General features: G+C 44.6%; 19 protein-coding genes. 14 read left to right on the top strand and 5 right to left on the bottom strand.

Annotated features, from left to right (window positions below; all coding sequences use genetic code 11):
* Nucleotides 1-45 precede the first annotated feature (45 nt).
* From FGM00_RS16345 to FGM00_RS16360, 4 genes are all read left to right on the top strand, one after another.
* A complete protein-coding gene (locus FGM00_RS16345) occupies nucleotides 46-2,154 on the top strand; it encodes a hypothetical protein (RefSeq protein ID WP_138853940.1) in 2,109 nt (702 codons plus the stop codon).
* Nucleotides 2,155-2,462: 308 nt separating this feature from the next.
* The gene (locus FGM00_RS16350; protein ID WP_138853941.1) at nucleotides 2,463-3,446 is read left to right on the top strand and encodes a ribonucleotide-diphosphate reductase subunit beta; all 984 of its coding nucleotides are present in this window, start codon (nucleotides 2,463-2,465) and stop codon (nucleotides 3,444-3,446) included.
* Nucleotides 3,447-3,639: 193 nt separating this feature from the next.
* The gene (locus FGM00_RS16355) at nucleotides 3,640-6,129 is read left to right on the top strand and encodes a ribonucleoside-diphosphate reductase subunit alpha (protein WP_138853942.1); all 2,490 of its coding nucleotides are present in this window, start codon (nucleotides 3,640-3,642) and stop codon (nucleotides 6,127-6,129) included.
* 1,021 nt (nucleotides 6,130-7,150) lie between these two features.
* Nucleotides 7,151-8,515, top strand: a complete 1,365-nt coding sequence (locus FGM00_RS16360; protein ID WP_138853943.1) for a TrpB-like pyridoxal phosphate-dependent enzyme — start codon at nucleotides 7,151-7,153, stop codon at nucleotides 8,513-8,515.
* Between the two features lie 62 nt (nucleotides 8,516-8,577).
* Here FGM00_RS16360 and FGM00_RS16365 read toward each other — a convergent pair whose 3' ends face one another.
* Genes FGM00_RS16365 through FGM00_RS16375 form a run of 3 tightly spaced genes read right to left on the bottom strand, consistent with a single transcriptional unit; the run spans nucleotide 8,578 to nucleotide 11,866 of the window.
* Nucleotides 8,578-9,498 carry a hydroxypyruvate isomerase family protein gene (locus FGM00_RS16365; RefSeq protein WP_138853944.1) on the bottom strand — a complete coding sequence of 307 codons (921 nt, stop codon included), beginning with the start codon at nucleotides 9,496-9,498 and terminating at the stop codon, nucleotides 8,578-8,580.
* An 8-nt stretch (nucleotides 9,499-9,506) separates the two neighbouring features.
* A complete protein-coding gene (locus FGM00_RS16370; protein WP_138853945.1) occupies nucleotides 9,507-10,154 on the bottom strand; it encodes a gluconate 2-dehydrogenase subunit 3 family protein in 648 nt (215 codons plus the stop codon).
* Nucleotides 10,154-11,866 (bottom strand): GMC oxidoreductase, encoded by a 1,713-nt coding sequence (locus FGM00_RS16375; RefSeq protein ID WP_138853946.1) that lies wholly within the window; start codon nucleotides 11,864-11,866, stop codon nucleotides 10,154-10,156. The genes FGM00_RS16370 and FGM00_RS16375 overlap by 1 nt, the downstream gene beginning before the upstream one ends.
* 164 nt (nucleotides 11,867-12,030) lie before the next feature.
* On the opposite strand from FGM00_RS16375, the gene FGM00_RS16380 reads away from it, so the two are divergent.
* The 4 genes from FGM00_RS16380 (at nucleotide 12,031) to FGM00_RS16395 (ending at nucleotide 16,236) form a co-directional block, all read left to right on the top strand.
* A complete protein-coding gene (locus tag FGM00_RS16380; RefSeq protein WP_138853947.1) occupies nucleotides 12,031-13,035 on the top strand; it encodes a sugar phosphate isomerase/epimerase family protein in 1,005 nt (334 codons plus the stop codon).
* Between the two features lie 28 nt (nucleotides 13,036-13,063).
* Complete coding sequence (locus FGM00_RS16385) at nucleotides 13,064-13,507, top strand: DinB family protein (RefSeq protein WP_138853948.1); 444 nt, start codon at nucleotides 13,064-13,066, stop codon at nucleotides 13,505-13,507.
* 388 nt (nucleotides 13,508-13,895) lie between these two features.
* A complete protein-coding gene (locus FGM00_RS16390; protein ID WP_138853949.1) occupies nucleotides 13,896-15,074 on the top strand; it encodes an MFS transporter in 1,179 nt (392 codons plus the stop codon).
* A 22-nt stretch (nucleotides 15,075-15,096) separates the two neighbouring features.
* Nucleotides 15,097-16,236 carry a Gfo/Idh/MocA family protein gene (locus FGM00_RS16395; RefSeq protein ID WP_138853950.1) on the top strand — a complete coding sequence of 380 codons (1,140 nt, stop codon included), beginning with the start codon at nucleotides 15,097-15,099 and terminating at the stop codon, nucleotides 16,234-16,236.
* A gap of 250 nt (nucleotides 16,237-16,486) precedes the next feature.
* Here the strand turns inward: FGM00_RS16395 and FGM00_RS16400 are convergent, their stop codons facing one another.
* Both FGM00_RS16400 and FGM00_RS16405 read right to left on the bottom strand, forming a co-directional pair.
* A complete protein-coding gene (locus tag FGM00_RS16400; protein WP_138853951.1) occupies nucleotides 16,487-16,951 on the bottom strand; it encodes an ASCH domain-containing protein in 465 nt (154 codons plus the stop codon).
* Between the two features lie 55 nt (nucleotides 16,952-17,006).
* Nucleotides 17,007-18,710, bottom strand: a complete 1,704-nt coding sequence (locus FGM00_RS16405) for a GMC oxidoreductase (RefSeq protein ID WP_138853952.1) — start codon at nucleotides 18,708-18,710, stop codon at nucleotides 17,007-17,009.
* Between the two features lie 159 nt (nucleotides 18,711-18,869).
* On the opposite strand from FGM00_RS16405, the gene FGM00_RS16410 reads away from it, so the two are divergent.
* From FGM00_RS16410 to nadD, 6 genes are all read left to right on the top strand, one after another.
* Entirely contained in the window at nucleotides 18,870-19,922 is a 1,053-nt protein-coding gene (locus FGM00_RS16410; RefSeq protein ID WP_138853953.1) for a sugar phosphate isomerase/epimerase family protein, read from the top strand.
* Between the two features lie 162 nt (nucleotides 19,923-20,084).
* The gene (locus tag FGM00_RS16415) at nucleotides 20,085-20,837 is read left to right on the top strand and encodes a 3-keto-disaccharide hydrolase (RefSeq protein WP_138853954.1); all 753 of its coding nucleotides are present in this window, start codon (nucleotides 20,085-20,087) and stop codon (nucleotides 20,835-20,837) included.
* Between the two features lie 142 nt (nucleotides 20,838-20,979).
* On the top strand, nucleotides 20,980-21,801 hold the full coding sequence (locus FGM00_RS16420) for a 3-keto-disaccharide hydrolase (RefSeq protein ID WP_138853955.1): 822 nt from the start codon (nucleotides 20,980-20,982) through the stop codon (nucleotides 21,799-21,801).
* 57 nt (nucleotides 21,802-21,858) lie between these two features.
* Nucleotides 21,859-22,716, top strand: coding sequence for a YicC/YloC family endoribonuclease (locus FGM00_RS16425; RefSeq protein ID WP_138853956.1), 858 nt, complete (start codon nucleotides 21,859-21,861; stop codon nucleotides 22,714-22,716).
* A gap of 117 nt (nucleotides 22,717-22,833) precedes the next feature.
* On the top strand, nucleotides 22,834-23,445 hold the full coding sequence (gene gmk, locus FGM00_RS16430) for a guanylate kinase (protein ID WP_138853957.1): 612 nt from the start codon (nucleotides 22,834-22,836) through the stop codon (nucleotides 23,443-23,445).
* Nucleotides 23,442-24,026, top strand: a complete 585-nt coding sequence (nadD, locus tag FGM00_RS16435; RefSeq protein ID WP_138853958.1) for a nicotinate (nicotinamide) nucleotide adenylyltransferase — start codon at nucleotides 23,442-23,444, stop codon at nucleotides 24,024-24,026. The genes gmk and nadD overlap by 4 nt, the downstream gene beginning before the upstream one ends.
* Nucleotides 24,027-24,142 lie beyond the last annotated feature (116 nt).

The raw sequence follows: 24,142 nt of genomic DNA on the forward strand, positions 1-24,142 counted from the left end.
CTCTTTTCAAACTCCATTAAAAGGAAACTATTGAATCGAGAAATCATGAAAAAAAATTACTTCATCCTATGGGTTGCGATATTCGTCTCAGGAATCGCGATGGCCCAAGAACCACAAAAAAACTTTATCAACTACCAGGGCGTGGCCCGCAATGGGGCCAACCAGCTTATGGCCAATGAGAGTATGACCATCGGTATCGCCTTGAAAATGGGAAGTGCGGCCGCAGCAGCCGCCTATGCCGAAAACCATTCGGTCACCACCGACGCCAATGGCGTTTTTAGCCTTAAAATCGGGAACGGGGATGCCGTTTCCGGGGATTATGGCACCATCTCTTGGGGTGTTGAAGCTACTTTTGTAACTGTCCTAATCAATGGTTCTGAAATCGGCACTACCGAAATGATGGCGGTACCCTATGCGCTAAGTTCGGGCGATGGCAGCCAATCTGCTAACGAAGTTCCTTATAACAATGCGGTGTCGGGACTGACGGCGACAAACGCACAAGACGCTATCGACGAACTTGTCGGAAGCGGTGGGGTAGATGCCGATGCCGACCCCACCAACGAGATTCAGGACATTTCATTGGTCGGAACGGACTTGTCGATTTCCGCGGGTTCCACTATCGATCTTTCGCCGATCATACCTCCCGGAGGCACAGACAATCAGAACGCTATGGAAGTAACCTATGACAACGCCATCTCGGGCTTGACAGCTACCGATACCCAAGGGGCTTTAGACGAATTGGCTACCAGCGGGTTGGTCGATACCGATGACCAAAACCTATCACTTTCAGGTACCCTATTACAAATTTCCGACGGTACAGGGGTAGACCTTGCCCCTATAATTCCAGCAGGCGGAACAGACGACCAGAATGCGGGCGAAGTGCCTTTTGACAATACCGCCTCTGGGCTGGCGGCTACCGATACTCAGGCCGCTTTGGACGAATTGGCATCCGGGGGATTGGTTGATACCGACGACCAGAATCTTACTTTTGATGCAACTACCAACATACTTGAAATAGAAGATGGAAATACCGTGGATTTGAGTAGTCTTGACGGTGGTGGTGGAAGTTCGCTATGGTCACAAGATGGGGATGATGTGTATTACAATACGGGGAAGGTGGGTATCGGGATTATACCCAACGGCCTGCATCAAATTCATGACCCTTTCGAAAGTTATACCCAGTATACCGTTGATGCGTATGGTTCTGAGTCCGGCGATGGCCTTATTATTGGACTTGCTGATGGTGGGCTTGTTGGACCAGTGGCCCACGTCATGAATAGGGAAGAAGGCCCTTTTGTAATTGGTACTGCAGGGAGGTCCAGTCTTATTCTCGATCAACTTGGCAATGTAGAGACCTATCAAGATTTGTATGTTGGTGGGGCCATAAGTTCAGCCAGTCTAAATGGCATAGGAACACGTAACGTAATGGCCGATGCCGATGGCAATTTGGTTATCAGTGCCGGAGGTAGCGGAAGTTCGCTATGGTCAGAAAATGGTGATGATCTCTTTTTTAATACTGGGAATGTAGGCATTGGCACTAGTGCTCCAGATATAGCTTTGGATATTGAGACGGATGGCGGTGTGTCTATACGAACAACTACAACCACTTCCAATAATTATACGACCTTCCTGAATTCAGCAGGTTATGTTGGCCTTTCCGGAGTATATAGCGGCAATCGGGATATGGACTTCGGAACACCACCCGTAAACGGGACGGGCAAAGTAAACTTGATCACACAGGGCACTCCCAAGTTGACCGTTGCTACTGATGGCAATGTTGGGATCGGGACACAGACACCTACCACCAAATTGAAGGTGGTAGGCGATATCAAAACCTCGGGGGAAGTTCATGGATCCAATACCGGAAGCGCTAACATGATTCCCATTGCTTATGGTCTAGTTAGGGGGACAGGAGCCATAGAGTCAGGTAGTGGTAATTTTACTGTTACACGTACGGAAACGGGCACCTATGAAATTCGTGTCCCTGATGCAGTCTCTAGTCATGATTGGATAATTTCTACTACGGTACATGCAACTGGCGGTCCTAGAATTTTAACAGTTTATGCTGGGCCAAATTACATTGTGGTAAGAACGTATGTCTTATCAGGCACTATCGTCGACGGTCTATTTTCGTTCATAATATATGCTCCTTAGCAATCCCTCAATACAATCTTATGGTTTTAATTGGCGAATATTCATTAAACCAAAAAGTATATTAAAAACATACTTTTTGGTTTATTTTTTTCTGTTGAACTTCACTGGAAATTTCATTTAAAATCACTTCCGCTGGAAAGAGCAGCGTACATCAGTAGCCAGCCTAGATTTCAACATGCAATGTTAAAAACTTTGTGATGGAATCTTTGAAACACCCCCAAATTATCGCTCTTTATTTTCCATCTTTGTAGACCCAGTCAGCGAGTAATTTTCTACTCAAAACACTAATTTTTTAAAAAAACAAGAATATGTCCACAACAGCGCTAGAGCCTATTTTGGAAGAAAATGAAGACCGCTTTGTTATCTTCCCCATTAAACACGATGACCTTTGGGAATGGTATAAAAAATGTGAGGCCTGCTTTTGGACAGCCGAGGAAATCGATCTAAGTGAAGACCTCAACGACTGGAACAATAAATTGAATGACGACGAGCGCTATTTCATCAAACACATCTTGGCTTTCTTTGCCGCTTCCGATGGTATCGTGAATGAAAATCTTGCGGAAAATTTTGTTAGTGAGGTGCAGTACGCCGAAGCAAAATTCTTCTATGGTTTTCAGATTATGATGGAGAACATCCATTCAGAAACCTATTCCTTGCTCATCGATACTTATGTAAAGGATGAAAAGGAAAAGAATATTCTCTTTAAAGCCATCGAGAACTTCCCGGCCATAAAGAAAAAAGCCGATTGGGCCTTGGCTTGGATTGAATCGCCTAGTTTCGCCGAGCGCTTGATCGCCTTTGCAGCTGTTGAGGGTATTTTCTTCTCGGGAGCGTTCTGCTCTATTTTTTGGTTGAAAAAAAGAGGCTTGATGCCAGGGCTTACCTTTTCGAACGAATTGATTTCGAGGGATGAAGGTATGCACTGCGACTACGCCGTGCACCTACACAATAAACACCTGATGAACAAGGTACCTAAAGAGCGAATTACGCAAATTTTGACCAACGCGCTCGACATTGAACGTGAGTTTATTACCGAGTCGCTTCCAGCAAGTTTAATCGGAATGAATTCAAAGCTGATGACACAGTATCTCGAGTTCGTAACCGATCGGTTATTGGTAGAATTGGAATGCGATCGTGTGTACAACGCTACCAATCCGTTTGACTTCATGGATATGATTTCCCTGCAAGGGAAAACCAATTTCTTTGAAAAAAGAGTAGCGGAATACCAAAAGGCGGGCGTGATGAACAAAGATGAAGATGCGCAGAAAATTAGCTTTGACGCCGATTTTTAACGTCGTGTAGTTCGTTCTAACAAGAGAGCTTCTAGGGGTAAATCCCTGAATCCATATATAACAATCAACGACCATTGGTCGGGGTTTCTAAAACCCTGGACCCTACCGAGCAGCGGTAAAATTCATACCAAAGCCGGAATACCGATTAGACAGACCAAAATTATCCATTAACCAAAAAAACAGCAATAACCACATGTTTGTAGTAAAAAGAGACGGAAGAAAAGAAGTAATCATGTTCGACAAGATTACCGCTCGTGTTCGAAAATTATGTTACGGCCTTAACGGTCTTGTAGACCCACTTAAAGTAGCCATGCGCGTCATAGAAGGGCTTTATGATGGTGTAACCACATCGGAATTGGATAATCTGGCAGCCGAAATCGCCGCTACCATGACCACTACCCACCCCGATTATGCAAAATTGGCCGCACGAATCTCCGTTTCGAACCTACACAAAAACACCAAAAAATCGTTCTCCGAAACCATGGAGGACCTGTATTTGTATATAAACCCCAGAACCGGGAAAAAAGCACCTTTGCTCTCTGATGAGGTATATGAGGTAATCATGGCCAACTCTGAGAAATTAGACTCTACCATCATTTATAACCGTGATTTCGGATACGACTATTTTGGCTTTAAAACATTGGAACGTTCCTATCTGTTAAAGCTTAACGGTCAAATCGTCGAACGACCACAGCATATGCTCATGCGTGTTTCAGTAGGGATACATTTAGACGACCTGGATTCGGTTATCGAAACCTATGAGTTGATGTCGAAGAAATTCTTCACCCATGCGACACCTACCCTATTCAACTCCGGAACTCCAAAGCCGCAGATGTCGTCCTGCTTCCTATTGGCGATGAAAGATGATAGTATCGATGGTATTTACGATACCCTCAAACAAACCGCGAAGATTTCGCAATCTGCGGGTGGTATCGGTCTGTCTATTCATAATATTAGAGCTACGGGATCATATATTGCCGGAACTAATGGCACTTCCAACGGCATCGTTCCTATGCTACAGGTATTTAACGACACGGCACGGTATGTGGATCAAGGTGGTGGAAAGCGTAAAGGCAGTTTCGCCATTTATATGGAACCATGGCATGCGGATATCTATGAGTTTTTAGACTTGAAAAAGAATCACGGTAAGGAAGAGATGCGTGCGCGCGACCTGTTCTATGCCATGTGGATTTCCGATTTGTTCATGAAAAGAGTCGAGGCCAATGCCGATTGGACGTTGATGTGCCCGAACGAATGTCCAGGCTTGTTCACCCACCACAGTGAAGAATTTGAAAAACTGTACCTGGGTTACGAAGCCGAGGGCAAAGGCCGAAAAACGGTAAAGGCAAGGGAACTTTGGGAAAAAATATTGGAATCCCAAATCGAGACCGGAACACCCTACATGCTGTACAAAGACGCTGCAAATCGCAAGAGCAACCAAAAGAATTTAGGTACGATTCGTTCTTCGAATTTATGTACTGAAATCATGGAATATACCTCTCCGGACGAGGTAGCCGTTTGCAACTTGGCATCTATCGCCTTGCCGATGTTCGTCAAAAACGGCGAATTTGACCATAAAGAACTTTATCGTGTGACCAAGCGCGTTACCAAAAATCTCAATAGGGTCATCGATCGAAATTATTACCCGGTTAAGGAAGCTGAAAATTCCAATATGCGTCACAGGCCGATTGGCTTGGGCGTACAGGGCTTGGCCGATGCCTTTATTATGTTGCGTTTGCCTTTTACCAGCGACGAAGCCAAAAAACTGAACCAAGAAATATTCGAAACCTTATATTTTGCTGCCGTTACCGCCTCTATGGAAGCTGCCAAAGAAGAAGGGGTGTACTCTTCCTATGAAGGCTCACCGATTTCCGAAGGGCTATTTCAGCACAACCTTTGGAACATTAAGGATGAAGAACTTTCAGGACGTTGGAACTGGGAGAAACTTCGGAAGGATGTAAAAAAGAACGGCGTACGGAACTCGCTCTTGGTGGCTCCCATGCCAACCGCGTCTACTTCTCAGATTTTGGGCAACAATGAATGTTTCGAGCCGTATACCTCGAACATTTACACCCGTCGTGTGCTGTCCGGAGAATTCATTGTAGTGAACAAACATCTTTTGGAAGACCTCGTTAACTTAGGTCTATGGAACGAGAATATGAAGCAGGAACTAATGCGCGCCAATGGCTCGATACAGCACATCGAAACCATTCCGCAAGACATTCGTGACTTGTACAAGACGGTTTGGGAACTGAGCATGAAAGACATCATCGACATGTCAAGACACAGAGGTTATTTTATAGACCAAAGCCAGTCGCTGAACCTTTTTATGGAAAATGCGAACTACGCCAAACTTACCTCGATGCACTTTTATGCATGGAAGAGCGGCTTAAAAACCGGCATGTATTATTTACGTACCAAAGCTGCGGTAGATGCTATAAAATTCACCCTCGACAATACGAAGAAAAAGGAAATGCCGGTGAGTGTCGCCGCAGAGGCCGAGGTAGTTGCCGCAACGCCGCCTACAGCGGAGGAGGCCGCAGCGCTACCAGTTCAAACCACTCCTTTGGCCGCACAGACCGAAACGGACATTCAACCAATGTCGCCTCAGGAAATGAAAGAAATGATCGCAAGGGCGAAAGAAGGCCAAGCCGATGATGATTGTTTGATGTGCGGTTCATAAATGCCCTTGGTCGGTCTCTGAATCCTACTATACAAGTCAGTAAGTTTAAGACTTAAAAGTAGTGGAAGGACATATTCCTCGGCAATCGAAATATATTTTTGAGTTCTTACGATTTGATTCCATAAAATAAACCCTAGCGACCTGAAAACTGGTTTGCTAGGGTTTTTATATCGATTAAATAGAGCGGGAAAATACCTATCGCCCTTTCATCCTACTTATTCTATAAAATTACTTTTTTTCGACAATTACGTCTTATATCCTTCAGCTGTGATAAAAATGTTACTGACAAGTGGCATCAATATATTAGAGGATAAATTTGAAAAATTTGTATTTCGCGGACATAGAAAGAATGTGCCAAAAGAACAAAGGGGCACATTTAAGAGATGTAAACAAAGGGTATTACTTTGTTTTTGTAATATACGGTTTCATTACTTGGGCAAAGCCGTAAGCCAGAACGTATATCAATAAGATGATAAGCGTCTTATCCATGTGTTGGTAATGATCGATGTAAGTTAACTTATACTATATACGGACAAAACGTATAAAAAGATGACGCTCATCCGACTTTTTGAACGGTTAAGCGACAAAAATAATACATAACAGGCACAAAAGACGTATTTTCCCACAAAAAAAATGCGGGAATTAGTTAAAATAATGTTATAATTTACAGGGTGCCGCAATAGTCCGGACTATCGGGCCCATGCCTTATTTCATACTAGTCTTTCAAATCTAATACTCAATGCGCTTTTTAACATAAAAGCGAAAAGACATTCTAGAAGCTAGCAATAAAACAATATAGGCTATAAGTAGGTATAGATATGGGGTCATGCGATTAAGAACGCATCATATCGGACGTATCTTACTTTTGTATTGTGCGTTACATCGAAAAGTGTCAATATATTCGATGAAACACACTACATTTTTCGTTTATCGGATGAAATACGGTCTTGAAACCCATTTACCACTAAAATAATAATGCTGTTTTAGTATATTTAAACTGCTAACCAACCTTTCGAACGCTATGAAGCAACGTAAATTTACGCTCTCCGAAAACGAAATTCCTGAAAATTGGTATAATATCGTTGCCGATATGCCCAATAAACCTCTTCCACCATTGCATCCGGGTACCTTGGAACCTATCGGTCCTGAAGCTTTATCGCCTTTATTTCCCATGGCGCTCATCGAACAGGAAGTAAGCACGGAAAAATGGGTTTCGATTCCCGATGAGGTACGTCATCTCTATTCCTTATGGAGACCTACCCCTTTGTACCGCGCATACGAACTTGAGAAGGCATTGGACACTCCGGCCAAAATCTATTACAAATACGAGGGCGTTAGTCCTTCGGGTTCGCACAAGCCCAATACAGCGGTTCCTCAAGCCTATTACAGCAAACAGGAAGGCGTGAAAAGAATCACCACCGAAACCGGAGCAGGTCAATGGGGTAGTGCGTTGAGCTTTGCGTGCCAACATTTCGGTATTGCCTGCGATGTATATATGGTGAAGCTTTCCTATAATCACAAGCCTTATCGAAAATCGATGATGAACGCCTGGGGGGCGAATGTATTTGCCTCGCCGACCAATCTTACAGAGGCGGGTCGAAAAATACTAGCCGAAAACCCGGAGAGTCCCGGTTCGCTCGGAATCGCCATTTCTGAGGCCGTAGAAATGGCCGCCCAACGCGAAGACACTAAATATGCCTTGGGAAGTGTGCTCAACCATGTAAAATTACACCAGACAATAATTGGACAGGAAGCCATCAAACAGATGGAAAAAGCCGGCGATATGCCCGATATCGTAGTCGCCCCTTTTGGGGGAGGCTCTAATTTCGCCGGGCTGGCTTTTCCGTTTTTACGGTTGAATTTAGAAGAAGGCAAAAACATACGCTGTATCGCCAGTGAGCCGACCTCTTGCCCTAAATTGACCAGAGGTGTCTTCAGATACGATTTCGGAGATACGGGCGGAATGACCCCATTGTTGCCGATGTATACCTTAGGGCACGATTTCGTTCCCGCGCCCATTCACGCGGGTGGACTTCGATATCATGGTGCCGGTGTTATCGTTAGCCAATTATTGAAGGACAATTTAATAGAAGCAGTGGCCCATGACAATTTGGAAGTGTTCGAGGCAGGAGTGCTATTCGCCAAAACAGAGGGAATCATACCCGCTCCCGAGGCTACGCATGGTATTGCAACCGTAATCGCTGAAGCGAAAAAGTGCAAGGAAGAGGGAGTTTCCAAAACCATCTTGTTCAACCTTTGTGGTCATGGCAATTTTGACATGAAAGCCTATGATGATTATTTTGCGGGAAAAATCGTTAAGCATGAATTGTCGCAAGAAGAAATCAACACATCGATCGCGCGATTGAATACTCCCGAAATCGAGTAGCTAGATTTGTTACTAGACTATTCGAGTAGAACTATAAACACAGCACTATTGAAAAGAGCGGATTAAAGAAAGTCATCGACCTTTTTATACGCATCGATAACGGCCTGCTCCCCTGCTTTGTCTTCTTTGGAATTACCGTGCTCCATTCCCAAAATCCCGGTAAATGCTTTGCTATGGATGAACTTAAAGACGTTGTTGTAGTTGATTTCCCCTGTAGTAGGTTCTTTGCGACCAGGATTGTCTCCAATTTGGATATAAGCGATTTCATCCCAAGAAGCTTCCATATTAGGAATCAGATTCCCTTCTTGGATTTGTTGGTGGTAAATATCGAAAAGTATTTTGCATGAGGGGGAACCTACTGCTTTGCATACCTCGTATGCCTGCGGGGAACCCGTAAGAAAAAGTCCCGGATGATTTCTAAAATTCAAGGGTTCCAGTACCATAATCAATCCGTGCGGTTCGAGTATTGCCGAGGCCTGTTTTAACGATTCGACGACATGCGCCGTCTGGTATCCCATGGAGAGGCCTAAATCCACATGCCCAGGTACAACGGTCATCCATTTTGCATTGACTCGTTTGGCAACTTCCACCGATTGCCGTATATGCTCCAAAAATTCAGCGCGCTTCTCAGCGTCGCCAGAAGCTAAATTGGGCTCCTTCCAATAGATATCGTGGGCAACGAAAACGCCCATTTCAAGACCGCGCTCTTGCATCGTTTTTGCCATCTTTTCTTGCAAGGCTATTTCGCGGCCTCGCATACCATTATCCTCGAATGCGGTAAAACCTTGATCGGCCATGAAATTCAACTGCGCGATAGGGTCTTCTCCCGCATGGTGTTGAAACATGCCTAAGTGCGGTGCATATTTGAGATTGAACGAATGTTTCATTGGAGAGTCCGGTTTGGCACCGTAAGCAAAAGCCCCGCCAAGCGAAACAGCTCCGCCGGTCAAGGCCGTTTTTTGAATAAAACTTCTTCGTTTCATTTAAATATTTAAAGAGACCACGCTTTACCTTCTGTAAGTTCCTGTAGATCTCCACAAGCAATGTACTCACCGGGAACCGGAAGATACGCCAAGACCTCTTCTCCAACGTATTCGGAAGTCTTATAACCCCAAATCGTCATTCCCCGAAGGTTATTAGCAAAGGCGAACTGTGCTATGTTGTCCTCTAAGTTCGGAGTTTCACCCTTTGCGATCGCCTCGTTGTACGAATTGATCGTTTCGAACATTTTCACTTGATCTTCTTTCGTGACCTTAAGTGCTTCGGCCAAGGTTTTTTCTAAATCCTCGGCGGTAAGGTCCGTTGCTTTTTCTTTCCCACCATCTTTCATACTCTTATCCATAAATCGGCCCATGGTCATTTTAAGGAAATCTTGCTGTTCTTTTTCCATGACCTCATTGGAGAAACGATCTATAAAAATGTTTGTCTGAACTTCGGATGCCGAAGGCGTGTCGGTCTTGGGTAGAATAATATCTACAAGTTTGGTCAAAACGGCCCCCTCTTCCTTTGTGAAAAAATCAGGTGTCCATTCCAATACTGGTTCGCCCTTACAACTTTGCATTAAACTGATCAAGGTTGGTGTGGCCACAGTGTATCCCATGGCAAGGCCCATACTTCTAAGTGCTTTTCTTCTATCCATTATATAATTCCTTTTTTGAGTTGTTCGGCAGCGTGGTTCGCTGCTCTGGCGGTAAAAGCCATATACGTTAAAGATGGGTTTACACAGCTGGCGGAGGTCATAAAAGAGCCGTCCGTTACATATACGTTCTGTACATCATGCAAGGCATTATTACCATCCAATACTGATGTTTTTCGATTTCTTCCCATGCGTGCAGTTCCCATTTCATGAATACCAAGACCCAAAGCGCCTGGATTATCATATGGTTCTACATCCTTCATACCGGCAGCTTCCAGCATATCGACCGCGGACTGTTTCATATCTTTCCGCATGTTCCATTCGTTTTCCTTGAACTCGGCATCAAAGGTGACCGTGGGCAGACCCCAAGCATCCTTTTTATCATAATCGAGCGTAAAACGATTATCCTCATAGGGGAGTACCTCCCCAAAACCCGTCATACCAAAGCGCCAACCGCCTGGCTTCAAAATTGCCTCTTTAAGATCCTTACCATGGGATAGTTCAGCGATACTATCTTGCCAGTCGCCCCTACCGGCACCTCCCTGATAGCCAAAACCTCTTTTGTAATCGGTGCGATCACTGTCACCACCCAAATTCCTGAATCGAGGTAGATAGATACCATTGGGCTTTCTACCCTTATAATATTTATCTTCAAAACCTTCCAGCTTACCAGAGGCCCCAACACCTAAATGGTGGTCCATGATATTACGTCCCAATTGATCGGAGTCGTTGCCCATTCCGTTCGGAAAGCGATCCGATTTCGACTGCATAAGAATAGATGTGGATGCAATTGCGGAGGCACATAGGAAAATCACCTTTGCCTTGAACTCGAAAGTCTCTTTGGTAAGTCTATCGATCACCTTTACGCCGGTCGCCTTTTTAGTATCCGGATCATACATCACCTCATGTACGATCGAATCGGGTCGCAACGTCATATTCCCCGTTTTTTCCGCAGCGGGAAGGGTAGAGGAAAGACTACTGAAGTATGCCCCGAACGGACACCCTCTGATACACCTATTTCTGTATTGGCATTTGCTTCGCCCATCAAACTCCTTGGTTCCCGTGATGTGGGCTACTCGGCCAGCCGTAACTACGCGACCATCAAAATGTTCGGCCACCTTCTCGCGAAAATGCTGTTCGCCGCAGTTTAACGGCATCATGGGTAAAAACTCACTGTCCGGTAATTGCTTCAATCCTAAGGGCTCACCGCATACTCCTATATACTTCTCTACTTTCGAATACCAGGGGGCGATATCCTTGTAACGAACGGGCCAATCAACGGCAATGCCCTCACGTCTGTTCGCAGTAAAATCGATGTCGCTCCATCGGTAACTGTGTCGACCCCATTGTAAGGAACGGCCACCAACATGATAGCCCCGCATCCAATCGAAGCGCTTTATTTCGTTATAGGGATGTTCCAAATCGTTTACAAACCACATTTTGCTCGCGGCGCCGGTTGTATAGCCTGTCCTATTTTGCTTTTCTTGTTTTTTAATATCTTCCCGAGTGGGTTGTCCTGCGTTGGGCAAATCCCAAGGATCCAAATTGGCCGTCTCATAGTCCTCTATATGTTTTACCATGCGTCCGCGTTCAAGAACAAGGGTCTTCAGTCCGTTCTCACAGAGTTCTTTCGCCGCCCAGCCACCACTTATCCCTGTGCCCACGACAATAGCATCATAAGAGGATTCCTCTTGGTTGTAATAGAATTTGCTCATATATCGAATTGTTTAGTTTCTAAATTTATTAAATTAAATTTTAATTTTCTACATTTAGAGTTCGTTCCTTTTCGGAAGACCTAATAAATCATGGATATTGGACTTATTTAGTTTGCCTAAGCTACCCTGAAAAAAATACTGACACAAAACCACAACTATTCAATATGAAAACAAAAAATATATATCGATCCGCAATTCAAATTGTATTCGTACTAATGCTCATCGGAATGTACTCCTGCAAGGAAGAAAAAAAGACCGACGAAAAAAGCGCCGACAACATTCCTGTTGAAACGGCAGAATTAAGACCCTTTTTTGAGCTGTCTTTGGCTCAATGGTCTATACATAATATGATACGGGAAGACGGGGTAGACCCGTATACTTTTGCCGAAAAAGCCAAGGAATGGGGCTTTACCGGATTGGAATATGTAAGCCAGCTCTACAATCCAGAACTTTCTGACGCCGGTTATTCGGAGGAGGCTATGGCCGCCTTCGTCGAAAAATCGAATGCCGAGGCAAAAAAACATGGATTAAAAAATGTTCTTATCATGATCGATGGCCAAGGTAATTTGGCTGTAAACAATGAAGCGGAAAGAAATGAAACCGTTGAAAAACATAAAAAATGGGTCGACGCGGCAGCCGCAATGGGTTGCCATGCCATACGGGTTAACCTGAACGGAAGCATGGTGCCGGAAGAATGGAAAGCAAGTGCCATTGACGGACTTACCAAACTCTGTACGTATGCCAAAACCAAAAATATAAACGTACTTGTGGAAAATCACGGAGGGTTGTCATCGAACGCAGCATTGCATGCCGAGGTAATGGAAGCCGTAAATATGGATAACTGTGGCACCCTGCCCGACTTCGGAAATTTTTGCATCCAGAGGAATGACCCAAAGGATTACGGCTCTGGTTGCGCCGAAATGTACGATATCTATAAGGGCGTTGCCGAACTGATGTCGCATGCTAAAGCGGTAAGTGCAAAATCGCATGATTTCGACGCCGATGGAAACGAAACTGAAATCGATTATGTGAAAATGCTTCAAATCGTGAAAGATGCGGGGTATACAGGCTTTATCGGTGTAGAATACGAAGGGAAGATTCTTGGTGAGGAAGAGGGCATTAAAGCCACCAAGGAGTTGCTGCTCGAAGCTGCCACAAAAATGAACTGATCAAGCGACCAAACAACCATACCTACCCGTGAAAGTCTTTTTTAACCAACTGTTCGATTATAATTTTTATTGCAACAAAAAACTCATTGAAGCCTGTACCGGTATGGATAGTGTTCCCATGAAGAGCCTTGAACTCTTTAGCCATATGCTCAATGCACATCATATCTGGAATAGCAGAATAAGGGGCAGAGAAGCATCTTATGAGGTCTGGCAAATACATGAGGTAAAAGTCTGGGGCGATATACATTACGAAAATCAACGAGCCTCTTTTGAAATCACGACCAATGCAACTGATTTTGACATAGGCATCGATTACGAGAACAGCAAAGGCAGGCTATTTACGAACACCTTGCAAGAAATGCTTTTTCATATCATCAATCATTCTACTCACCACCGAGGACAGATCGCGACGGATTTCAGGGCAAACGGATTCGAACCTCTTCCGTTAGACTATATTTTCTACAAGCGATAAAGACCAATGAGAACTACAGTGCGCACCCAGCTATAGCTTACTAATGCTCTTAGAATTCTTCCTCTAAGGAGGGTGGTTCGTAACCTGAACGATTATCTTAAGGGGGTAATCTAACCGTTCATAACTTGGTCCCCATAGCAGCCTGAGCGGGTTGATATGTTCGGCAGTTTTCAGCTGGCACGTAAAATCGCTGTCACCCATCTCAATCGGGGATGGCACCCATAATCGGAAAACCTTTTGGCCATTCCGCCAGATTCGCGTCGGTAGTAGAACTTTTATTTACGGTTTTGTTCAAAAACAAGAAAATCGCCTATAACTCTTAGAATTTTTATAAATTGTCAAGGCCTAACCTAGAAGTAAATAATTATCAACCAACTAATTTGAAGTTATGAAAGAACAAATTAATAAAAATCGCCTGTTTCTTGCATCATGTATGGCCCTAATCGTTACGGCAATGACTTTTGCCATTAGGGCCAGACTCGAAACTGTATTTGGTCCGGAGGGTGTAGGTTTAACGCTTGAGCAAATCGGTTATGCGTTTACCCCGGCCTTTTGGGGCTTTACGCTTGCCATGCTTTTCGGAGGACCTTTGGTTGACACGCTAGGGATAAAGAAGATTACTTGGCTGGCATTTATCATGCACGCGATTGGTATTGTTTGGACCATTATGGCGAGTGATATGACCTCTTTGTTCATCGCAACTTTATTCGTGGGTATTGGCAATGGTTTGGTAGAAGCCGCACTGAACCCAATGATCGCATCGATGTACACCAAGGACAAAACAAAAATGTTGAACCGCTTTCATGTTTGGTTTCCCGGAGGAATCGTAATCGGGGCGATAGTCGGTTGGTTGGTTATGGATGTTATGGGGTTGAGTTGGCAAATCATGGTCGGCGTATTGTTCATACCATTAATTGCATACGCCATCTTGTTCTTGGGTCAAAAGTTCCCCGTTACGGAAAGGGTACAAATGGGAGTTAGTTCAAAAAAAATGTATTCCAGCCTAGCGAACCCGCTGTTTATATTCATGGTTATATGCATGATGCTCACCGCAGCATCGGAATTGGGAACTACCCAGCGGATAGAGTCACTCTTGAAAACCTCGGTTTCGAACCCGTTGTTGATTTTGGCGTTCATTAATGGAATAATGGCCCTAGGCCGGGCTTTTGCCGGTCCTGTTATTCATAAATTGCAGCCTACCGGAATGCTGGTTTTTTCGGCGATTTTCACTTTTATCGGCCTATGGCTGCTTACCATAACAAGTGGCGCTATGACCTTTGCCGCCGCTGGTGTTTTTGCCGTAGGCGTTACCTTTTTCTGGCCCACTATGCTCGGTTTTGTGGCGGAATACCTTCCCCAAACCGGGGCTTTGGGCTTGTCGATTATGGGCGGGGCCGGAATGTTATCGGTTTCCATCGTGCTTCCTGTAATGGGTAAACTTATGGACGATGCCAATGCGACGGAAGCCCTTAGAACGATGTCGATCCTTCCTGCCATTCTTACAGTAGCCTTTATAGGGTTATACCTCTACATGAAAAAAAGAAAACCAGTAACGGAACAAGCATAACATCTTAAAGTATATACATCCCATGCCGAAAAAAATAAGACTAGGAATTTTAGGAGGAGGAGGCGACTCCCTCATCGGAGTACTGCACCGCGTGGCCTCCCAAATCAACGACAATTATGAAATTACTGGAGCTGTTTTCAATCCAGATTTCAAGGCGAACAAGGCTTTCGCTCGGGAAATAGACGTCCCACTAAATCGAATTTACAAAGACTTCGATACCCTTGTAGAAGAAGAAATGAAACTGCCCGAGAACGAACGTATCCAGGTGTGTTCGATTCTCACACCGAATTTTCTCCATTTCCCCATGGCGAAAAAGTTGTTGGACAATGGTTTTCATGTCATATGCGAAAAGCCGATGACCACCAGCTTGGCCGAAGCAAAAACACTTCAAAAGGCCCATAAAAAGGCTGGAACTGTTTTTGCGTTGACGCACACGTATACCGGGTATCCCATGGTGCGCCAAATGCGGGAAATGATCAAAAAGGGAGAACTCGGGAAAATTCATAAAATCGATGCGCGCTATTATCAAGGCTGGATTAATACTATTATACACGATAAGAAAAAACGGTCTAGCGTATGGCGCTTAGACCCTAAAAAAGCTGGTATCAGTTCGTGCATGGGAGATATAGGGGTACATGCCTTTAATTTAGTAGAGTATACCACCGGTCTTAAAGTGAAATCCTTGCTCTGTGATTTCAATTATCTCTATAAGGACAATAAAATGGATGTGGACGGCACGGTTCTCATTCGACTAGACGATCATGTGAAAGGCGTTATTCGCAGTAGCCAAGTCGCTACCGGAGAGGAAAACGGACTCGCCATCGCCATTTACGGTGAAAAGGGAGCCCTGCGCTGGGAGCAGGAGAGACCGAATTTCCTCTATAAAATGAGCGATACGGAACCTACCCAAATTTACAAACCCGGTCATGAGTACAATTCGAAATTGTCGTTAGACGGCACTAAATTACCCGCAGGCCATCCTGAAGGTATTTTCGACTCAATGGCCAATATTTATTTAGGAGCGGCCAAAGCGATTCGTGGAAAAAAATACGACGATGGGGAATTCCCGACCATGGAAGATGGTGTACGTGGGATGAACTTTATCGAAGCTACGGTAGCATCGCATAAAGCCAAAAATACTTGGGTGAAATTGATGAAGTGATTTCGATTACGCTCTGCTATCGACGACTTCTAGAAACGAAGCCCAAGCGAATTCGAGGGCCGGTAGGCTTGGAAAAGTGGCTTCGGCTACGCTCAGCCTCCGGCATGCCTTAAGAACAAATCTAGAGCGGCACTGGATAGTGTTAAAGATAGAAAAAATCGATGGAGAGGCTTCACCCGGCCGGCACTTTGTTCAAGAAAAGAACCTCGAGCGTAGCCGAAGGGGGTGGTAAGGCACAAGAAAAGTAATTTTACCGCTCGAACACCTTTTCAAATTCTTGACATACCACGATCATACTTTCTCGTGGTACTCTATCAAATTGGGCCAGTTCTTTTTCGTAGTACTCCCAATGGGTCTTTTTCCATTGTTCCAATGATTGATCGCCTTCACCCTCTAAGCGTGCGTATTCGGCATCGATGCTGAAAAAAGGTTTCAATTTTACTTTGGTCGTCTGCACGATACACTGTGCCGTACCCTCCCAATCGGTTACGACCATAAAATCCCCTATTTTCGGGAGTCGCTCCTTTCGGTATTGCAACCCTAGCAACGATGGGGAAGTAGCCCGCTTTATGCCTTGCTTCACCAGCCTGGCACATTCGTTGGCATCCTGTTCATTATTACAAAAGTGGATTGTCTTGGGGGCCTCGTGAAAAGCATCCTCTAGATGCTGATCTAAATAATCACCCCACATGTTTCTTGCTGAAGCATTGTCCATTTACCTTAAACGTATTTGTTCTTGCTACTATTGTTGGTTCGTCATTGTATTTGTTTCAGGAAAAGGTTCCTGCCTTGAATGCCGCTGCGGCATGATTGGCGGCCCTTGCCGTAAACGCCATATAGGTCAACGAAGGATTTACGCAACTCGAAGAGGTCATAAATGCCCCATCGGTAACATACACATTGGGCACCGTATGTACTTGATTGTGCTTGTTCAAGATCGAAGTCTTTGCACTATGTCCCATTCTGGCACCGCCCATTTCGTGAATACCCAAACCAGGTCCCGATGATTCTTCATACGAATTGACGTCTTTGAACCCTGCCTTTTTGAACATGTCCACGATTTCTTTCTTGATATCTTCCCGCATGCGATATTCGTTTTCCTTGAACTCTACATCGAACGCTAGCTGTGGAAGCCCCCATTTGTCTTTTTCGGTCGGGCTCAAGGTAACCCTATTGTCGTCATACGGCAGAAACTCCCCGAAACCGGTAACCCCGATCTGCCATTGTCCTGGTTTCAAAATTTCTTCTTTAAGCGCTTTACCATAGCCCATTTCGGCAACGGCAGCCGACCAATCTTGACGGCTTGCGGTACCTTGATACCCAAAGCCGCGTAGGTATCCTTCGCGCTTGGTCGCTGCATCGAGGTTCACGAATCGAGGAATATAAAACCCGTTAGCCCGCCTTCCCTTATAATATTTGTCAAGGTAGCCATCAACTTTGGCCGTTGCACCCAGTTTGTAATGATGGTCCATAATACCGCGGCCCAAGGCGTCGGAATCATTTCCTAACCCGTTCGGGAATCGTGCCGATTTCGATTGCAGCAGAATGCCAACAGAGGCCATGGCAGAGGCACATAGGAAAATTACCTTGGCCTTGAATTCGATTTTCTCGTTTGTTTCGGCATCGATCACCTTTACACCGGTCGCTTTTTTGGTCACATCGTCATAACTGATTTCATAGACGATACTGTTGGCACGTAAGGTCATGTTTCCAGTTCGTTCCGCCGCAGGCAATGTAGACGAATTGCTACTAAAATAGCCCCCGAAAGGGCACCCTCGCGAACATCTATTTCTGTTCTGACATACGCCGCGATTTTCAAAATTAGCATTCGGATCGGTAATATGGGCCGTTCTTCCGATGGTCACTACGCGGCCGTCGTCGAATTTTTCGGAAACCGCCTTTTTCAAATCCTTCTCTACACAATTCAATTGCATGGCCGGTTGGTATTTTCCATCGGGTAATTGCCTTAGACCAAGGTTCTCGCCACTCACCCCAATATACTCCTCTACTTTGTCATACCAAGGTGAAATATCTTTGTAGCGCACGGGCCAATCAATACTGATGCCTTCCTTTTTGTTAGCTTCAAAATCGATATCGCTCCAACGATAGCTCTGTCGACCCCAAGTCAGGGAACGTCCTCCTACCTGGTATCCGCGAATCCAATCGAAACGTTTCGTTTCAACGTAGGGATGTTCCAAATCATTGACGAAAAAATGCTTATTGTCCTCCTTCGGGGCCCAACCCACGCGATTTTGCACATGGTATTTTTTCTTGTCATCCTTCGACAGTTCCCCTTTCAGATCATAGTCCCATGGATCATCGTTCATGGTCGGATAGTCCTGCACATGTTTGACCATACGGCCTCTTTCCAACACCAGGGTTTTTAATCCATTCTCGCAAAGTTCCTTTGCTGCCCAGCCGCCGCTGATTCCCGTCCCCACCACGATGGCATCATACTGGTCTTCTGTATTCATATATTCATTCTTCCGTTAATTCTGTCAGTTTTCCTATATTTATGACTTGTCCCAATAAATATAGCCTTTGGTAAAATACAAAGTACTAAATATAAGGTATATTCTTAAAATCAGCATATTCGGAAACCTCCTTAAAATTTAATAAAGAAATAGCATAGCATGAAGACAATTAAAGGACCCGCCGTTTTTTTGGCGCAATTCGTAGACAGTGAAGCCCCTTTTAACTCCTTGGACGGCATGTGCAAATGGGCGGCCGATCTTGGGTATAAGGGCATACAGATTCCGACTTGGGAACATTTCCTTATCGATTTGGACAAAGCGGCTGAAAGTCAAGACTACTGCGATGAGTTGAAAGGAAAGGTAAACTCCTACGGATTGGAAATTACGGAACTTTCTACCCATCTACAGGGTCAGCTGGTAGCCGTACACCCGGCCTATGACCTTATGTTCGATAATTTTGCTCCCGATGCCGTAAAGAACAATCCCAAGGCCCGTACCGAATGGGCGGTAGATGTGGTAAAGAAAGCGGCCACGGCCAGCCGTCGACTGGGGATTACCGCGCATGCTACCTTTTCGGGAGCGCTCCTCTGGCATACCTGGCACCCTTGGCCGCAAAGACCACCAGGACTGGTTGAAATGGGTTTCGAGGAACTTGCCAAAAGATGGATGCCGATATTGAACCATTTTGATAAAGAAGGTGTAGATGTTTGTTATGAAATCCATCCCGGGGAAGATCTTCACGATGGCGATACCTTTGAGCGCTTCTTAGAGGCTACAGGGAATCACAAACGAGTGAACATCCTTTACGACCCTAGCCATTTTGTGTTACAGCAACTGGATTACATCGAATATATAGACCACTACCATGAATTTATTAAGTCGTTTCATGTAAAGGATTCCGAATTCAACCCTACCGGAAAGAAAGGTGCTTTTGGCGGTTACAATGATTGGGGCGACCGAGCAGGCCGATACCGTTCGCTTGGTGATGGCCAAATAGATTTTAAGACTATTTTTTCCAAATTAACGCAATACGGTTGCGATGTTTGGGCCGTGATGGAATGGGAATGTTGCATTAAAAGTCCGGAACAAGGAGCACGCGAAGGGGCTATATTTATTCAAGACCATATTATCGAGGCGACCGAAAAGACCTTTGATGATTTTGCCGGTGGCGCTGCGGATACCGAGTTGCTAAAAAAAATATTGGGTACCTAAAAGTAATTCAGGAGGCCAGAACAACAGATTTGTTCTAGACTTCCTATTAACCCATAGGGCCGTCAGATTTGAATTGTTGTCGAATGATATACCCGAAGATGTCTTACGAAGAATGCTCTAACGACCTACCGATTTGATGCGATAACCGAAGAAACACTACCAATGAAAAATCTATTTACATTATTCTTAATCCTATTGGTTTTCGGATGCAAAGAAAAACCCACCGAAACCTCCGAAGAAAAGGATGCTGAAATGATTGCAAAAACCGAATTGGCAACCCAAGAAAACGAATGGACCGTTCTTTTTGATGGCACTTCCTTTGACGGGTGGCATGAATATCTAAAAGCGGAAGTCTCCGAAAATTGGAAGATTGAAGACGGGGCAATGGTATTCCATCCGCCTGAGAACAGAGAAGACAAGGAAAGTTTCAATTTGGTATCGGACAAGACATACACCGACTTTATTCTTTCATTGGAATGGCGTATTTCCGAAGGCGGCAATAGCGGAGTCTTTTGGGGAATCAAGGAAATAGAAAGTCTTAAAAAACCCTATGAGACCGGGCCGGAGATTCAAGTGTTGGACAACGACCGACATCCCGATGGAAAAAATGGCAAAAGCCATCAAGCGGGCGCGCTATACGACATGGTTTCCCCGACGGAAGATGTAACCAAGCCGGTCGGCGAATGGAATTTGTTCGAGATTACCATAAACCATCAAACGAACTCTGGTGGCGTTGTGCTTAATGGAACGGAAATCGTGAAATTTCCATTGAACGACCCTGAATGGAAAGAAATGGTTTCGAAGTCGAAATTTGCCGATTGGGAACACTTTGGAAAATACACCACCGGTAAAATCGGTTTGCAGGACCACGGTGACCGGGTAGCCTTTCGTAATATTAAAATCAAGGAACTGTAAAACACAAGCAAAGATGCTGGAAAAAACCATCAAACGTCCGTAAAACGGTTCGGTCTGGAACTTTTCAAAATTTTAAAACATTCGCTCCGGAGAAATCTGGAAAAAGAGTCCGATTTCAACTATAATTTCACCCATACATACTATGAAATACCGTTACCTTATTACAATTCTTATACTTCTGAGCGTTTTAGCCTGTCAGGAAAAAGGGAAAGCAATCGTAGAAGAAATCAGTGCCGAGGTTAGAGACTCGGTCATCGTTCACGAGGAATATTCCGGTACCGAGCCGACCAAACCCGAAGAAACCGAATTTTACGAACCAAAGGTGCCCGTCGTTGGCCCAGCATTAAATGGAAAAACGCCAAGTGATGCCATCGTGCTCTTTGACGGTAGTTCTCTGGATGGGTGGGTACAGTCTCAAGACAGCACTGCGGCCAAATGGATACTGAACAACGATGGCAGCATGACGGTAGCCGACAAGACCGGAAACATTCAGACCAAACAAGACTTTGGAAGTATTCAATTGCATATGGAATGGCGCTCGCCCGCAGAAGTACAACGTGAGGGTCAAAATAGGGGCAACAGCGGCGTTTTTCTCAATGGTATTTACGAAGTACAAATTCTGGATAATAATGACAACGCTACCTACGTGAATGGGCAGGTAGGTTCGATTTATAAGCAGCATACACCTTTAGCAATGGCTTCGGTGCCCTCAGGCGAGTGGAATAGTTATGATATTATCTATCACGCCCCTGAATTCGATGCCGATGGTAACAAAATCAAATCGGGCACGATGACCGTGCTACACAATGGAGTGCTCCTACAGGATCATGTAGAGATCAAAGGAACTACACCCTACATTGGTTGGCCTAAGAACGACGCCCACGGTAAAGGACCTTTAATGCTACAGGATCACGGCGACAGTAGTCGCGTAAGTTTTCGCAATATCTGGGTCCGGGAACTTTAAAGGCGGTCGGCTTGCTGGCCTAAAACCGTTACCTTTGCACCAATCTAAAATGCACCTATGATTCAATCCATGACGGGTTTTGGGAAACATGTTATACAGCTTCCCTCAAAAAAAATTACCGTAGAGCTCAAATCCCTGAACAGTAAAAATCTAGATTTGAATGCGCGAATGCCTTCCGCCTATCGTGAAAAAGAACTAGATCTGCGCAAAATGATCGCCAGCTCTTTGGTTCGCGGGAAGGTAGACTTTGGATTGTACGTTGAATATACCGGTGCCGAGACCTCTTCGGTCATCAATAAAGAAGCCGTTAGGGCTTATATGGTTCAACTTGCAGCAATTGCAGACGGAGACGATTTAAGGCTGATGGAAATGGCCTTGCGCATGCCGGACAGTATGAAGACCGAACGTGAAGACATCGATGAGGAGGAATACGAAGCGATACTTGTCGCCTTGAAGCAAGCCTTGGTCGAAATCAATACATTCAGATCTGCCGAAGGGAGCGTACTCGAGAAAGATTTTATCGAGCGGGTAGAATCCCTTGAGCAGTTGCTGGAAAAAATCGTACAAATAGATCCCGATCGGCAGACCGATGTTCGTGAGCGTTTGGAAAAAGCAGTGGCCGATTTAAAGACCGATGTAGACGAAAACCGTTTTGAGCAAGAGTTGATTTACTATTTGGAAAAGTATGATATTACAGAGGAAAAAGTACGCTTGAAAAATCACTTGGACTATTTTTCGGGAACCTTGAAATCTGAAGATTCGAACGGGAAAAAGTTGGGATTCATTACCCAGGAAATCGGCCGGGAAATCAACACTATTGGATCAAAGGCAAATTATGCGCCTATGCAACAACTGGTCGTTCAGATGAAAGATGAACTCGAGAAGATCAAAGAACAAATGCTGAATGTACTGTAGTTCCAATAAAAATAAAGGTAAAGCACCCATGATTCCAAGCCTTCTTTTGAACTTTGCATTGAAACAAATCAACTTTTACAGCTGCATAAAGGCAGTCAAATAAACTTTTTCTATTACATGAAAGGCGGCAAATTACTCATATTTTCGGCACCCTCGGGTAGTGGCAAAACCACTATTGTTAAACACTTACTGGAACAAACCGAACTCAATCTGGCATTTTCGGTTTCGGCGACCTCAAGACCTAGAAGAGGAAAGGAGAAAAATGGGGAACACTACTACTTCATTACCGTATCCGAATTTAAGAAGCATATACGAAATGACGATTTTTTGGAATGGGAAGAAGTGTACCGCGACAATTTCTATGGTACGCTTAAAAGTGAAGTAGATCGGCTTTGGGCAGAGGGAAAAAATGTTATTTTCGATATAGATGTCGCAGGCGGTCTACGGATCAAAAAGAAGTTTCCGGAGAAAACACTAGCCGTTTTTGTAAAGCCGCCCAGTATCGATGAATTGAAAATACGCCTCAAAAAACGCAGTACGGAAAGTGACGACAAAATCAATATGCGTATCGCCAAGGCATCGGTAGAATTGGCCACAGCGCCCCAATTCGATAAAATCATCAAAAATTACGATTTGGATACGGCTTTAGGGGAGGCCTATGAGCTCGTTGCAGATTTTATTGGCCTTTCAAATACCGATACGATTGCCAACAAAAACACGAAAGAGTGAAGCGGGTCGGCCTTTACTTCGGAACATTCAACCCCATTCATATCGGCCATATGGTTCTGGCCAATCATATGGTGGAGTTTTCCGATTTGGACGAAGTGTGGCTTGTCGTCACACCCCAAAGCCCTTTCAAGACCAAGAAGAGCCTCTTGGACAATCACCATCGGTATCAAATGGTTTTCGAGGCGACAAAAGACTTTCCGAAATTGAAACCAAGTAAGATAGAGTTCGATTTGCCCCAACCGAATTACACCATCAACACCTTAGTGCATTTGGAAGAAAAATATGGGGTAGCCTTTCAATTTTGCCTGATCATGGGTGAGGACAACCTCAAAGGTTTTCATAAATGGAAAAATTACGAGGCAATATTGGAAAACTATGACTTATATGTTTATCCGAGGGTATCTGAAGGAATAGTGGAGCATCAATTTAAAGACCATCCGAAAATACATCATGTGGCGGCGCCCATCATGGAAATCTCATCAACCTTTATTCGAAAAAACCATAAAGAGGGAAAGAACATTCGTTCCATGCTGCCTGAAAACGTATGGCAGTATTTAGACGAAATGAATTTTTACAGGTAATATCTTTTCTAAATGCCGTTAGGGAATGGCGCTTGTACCTACCTTCCTACTATTCCATTTGTTCGATATTCTTTGAAAGGTGTTCGACCGCTAATACATAAAAAACCGCTATACCG

Origin of the sequence: Aggregatimonas sangjinii (genome assembly GCF_005943945.1) — a bacterium.
Classification (GTDB): Bacteria; Bacteroidota; Bacteroidia; order Flavobacteriales; family Flavobacteriaceae; genus Pelagihabitans; species Pelagihabitans sangjinii.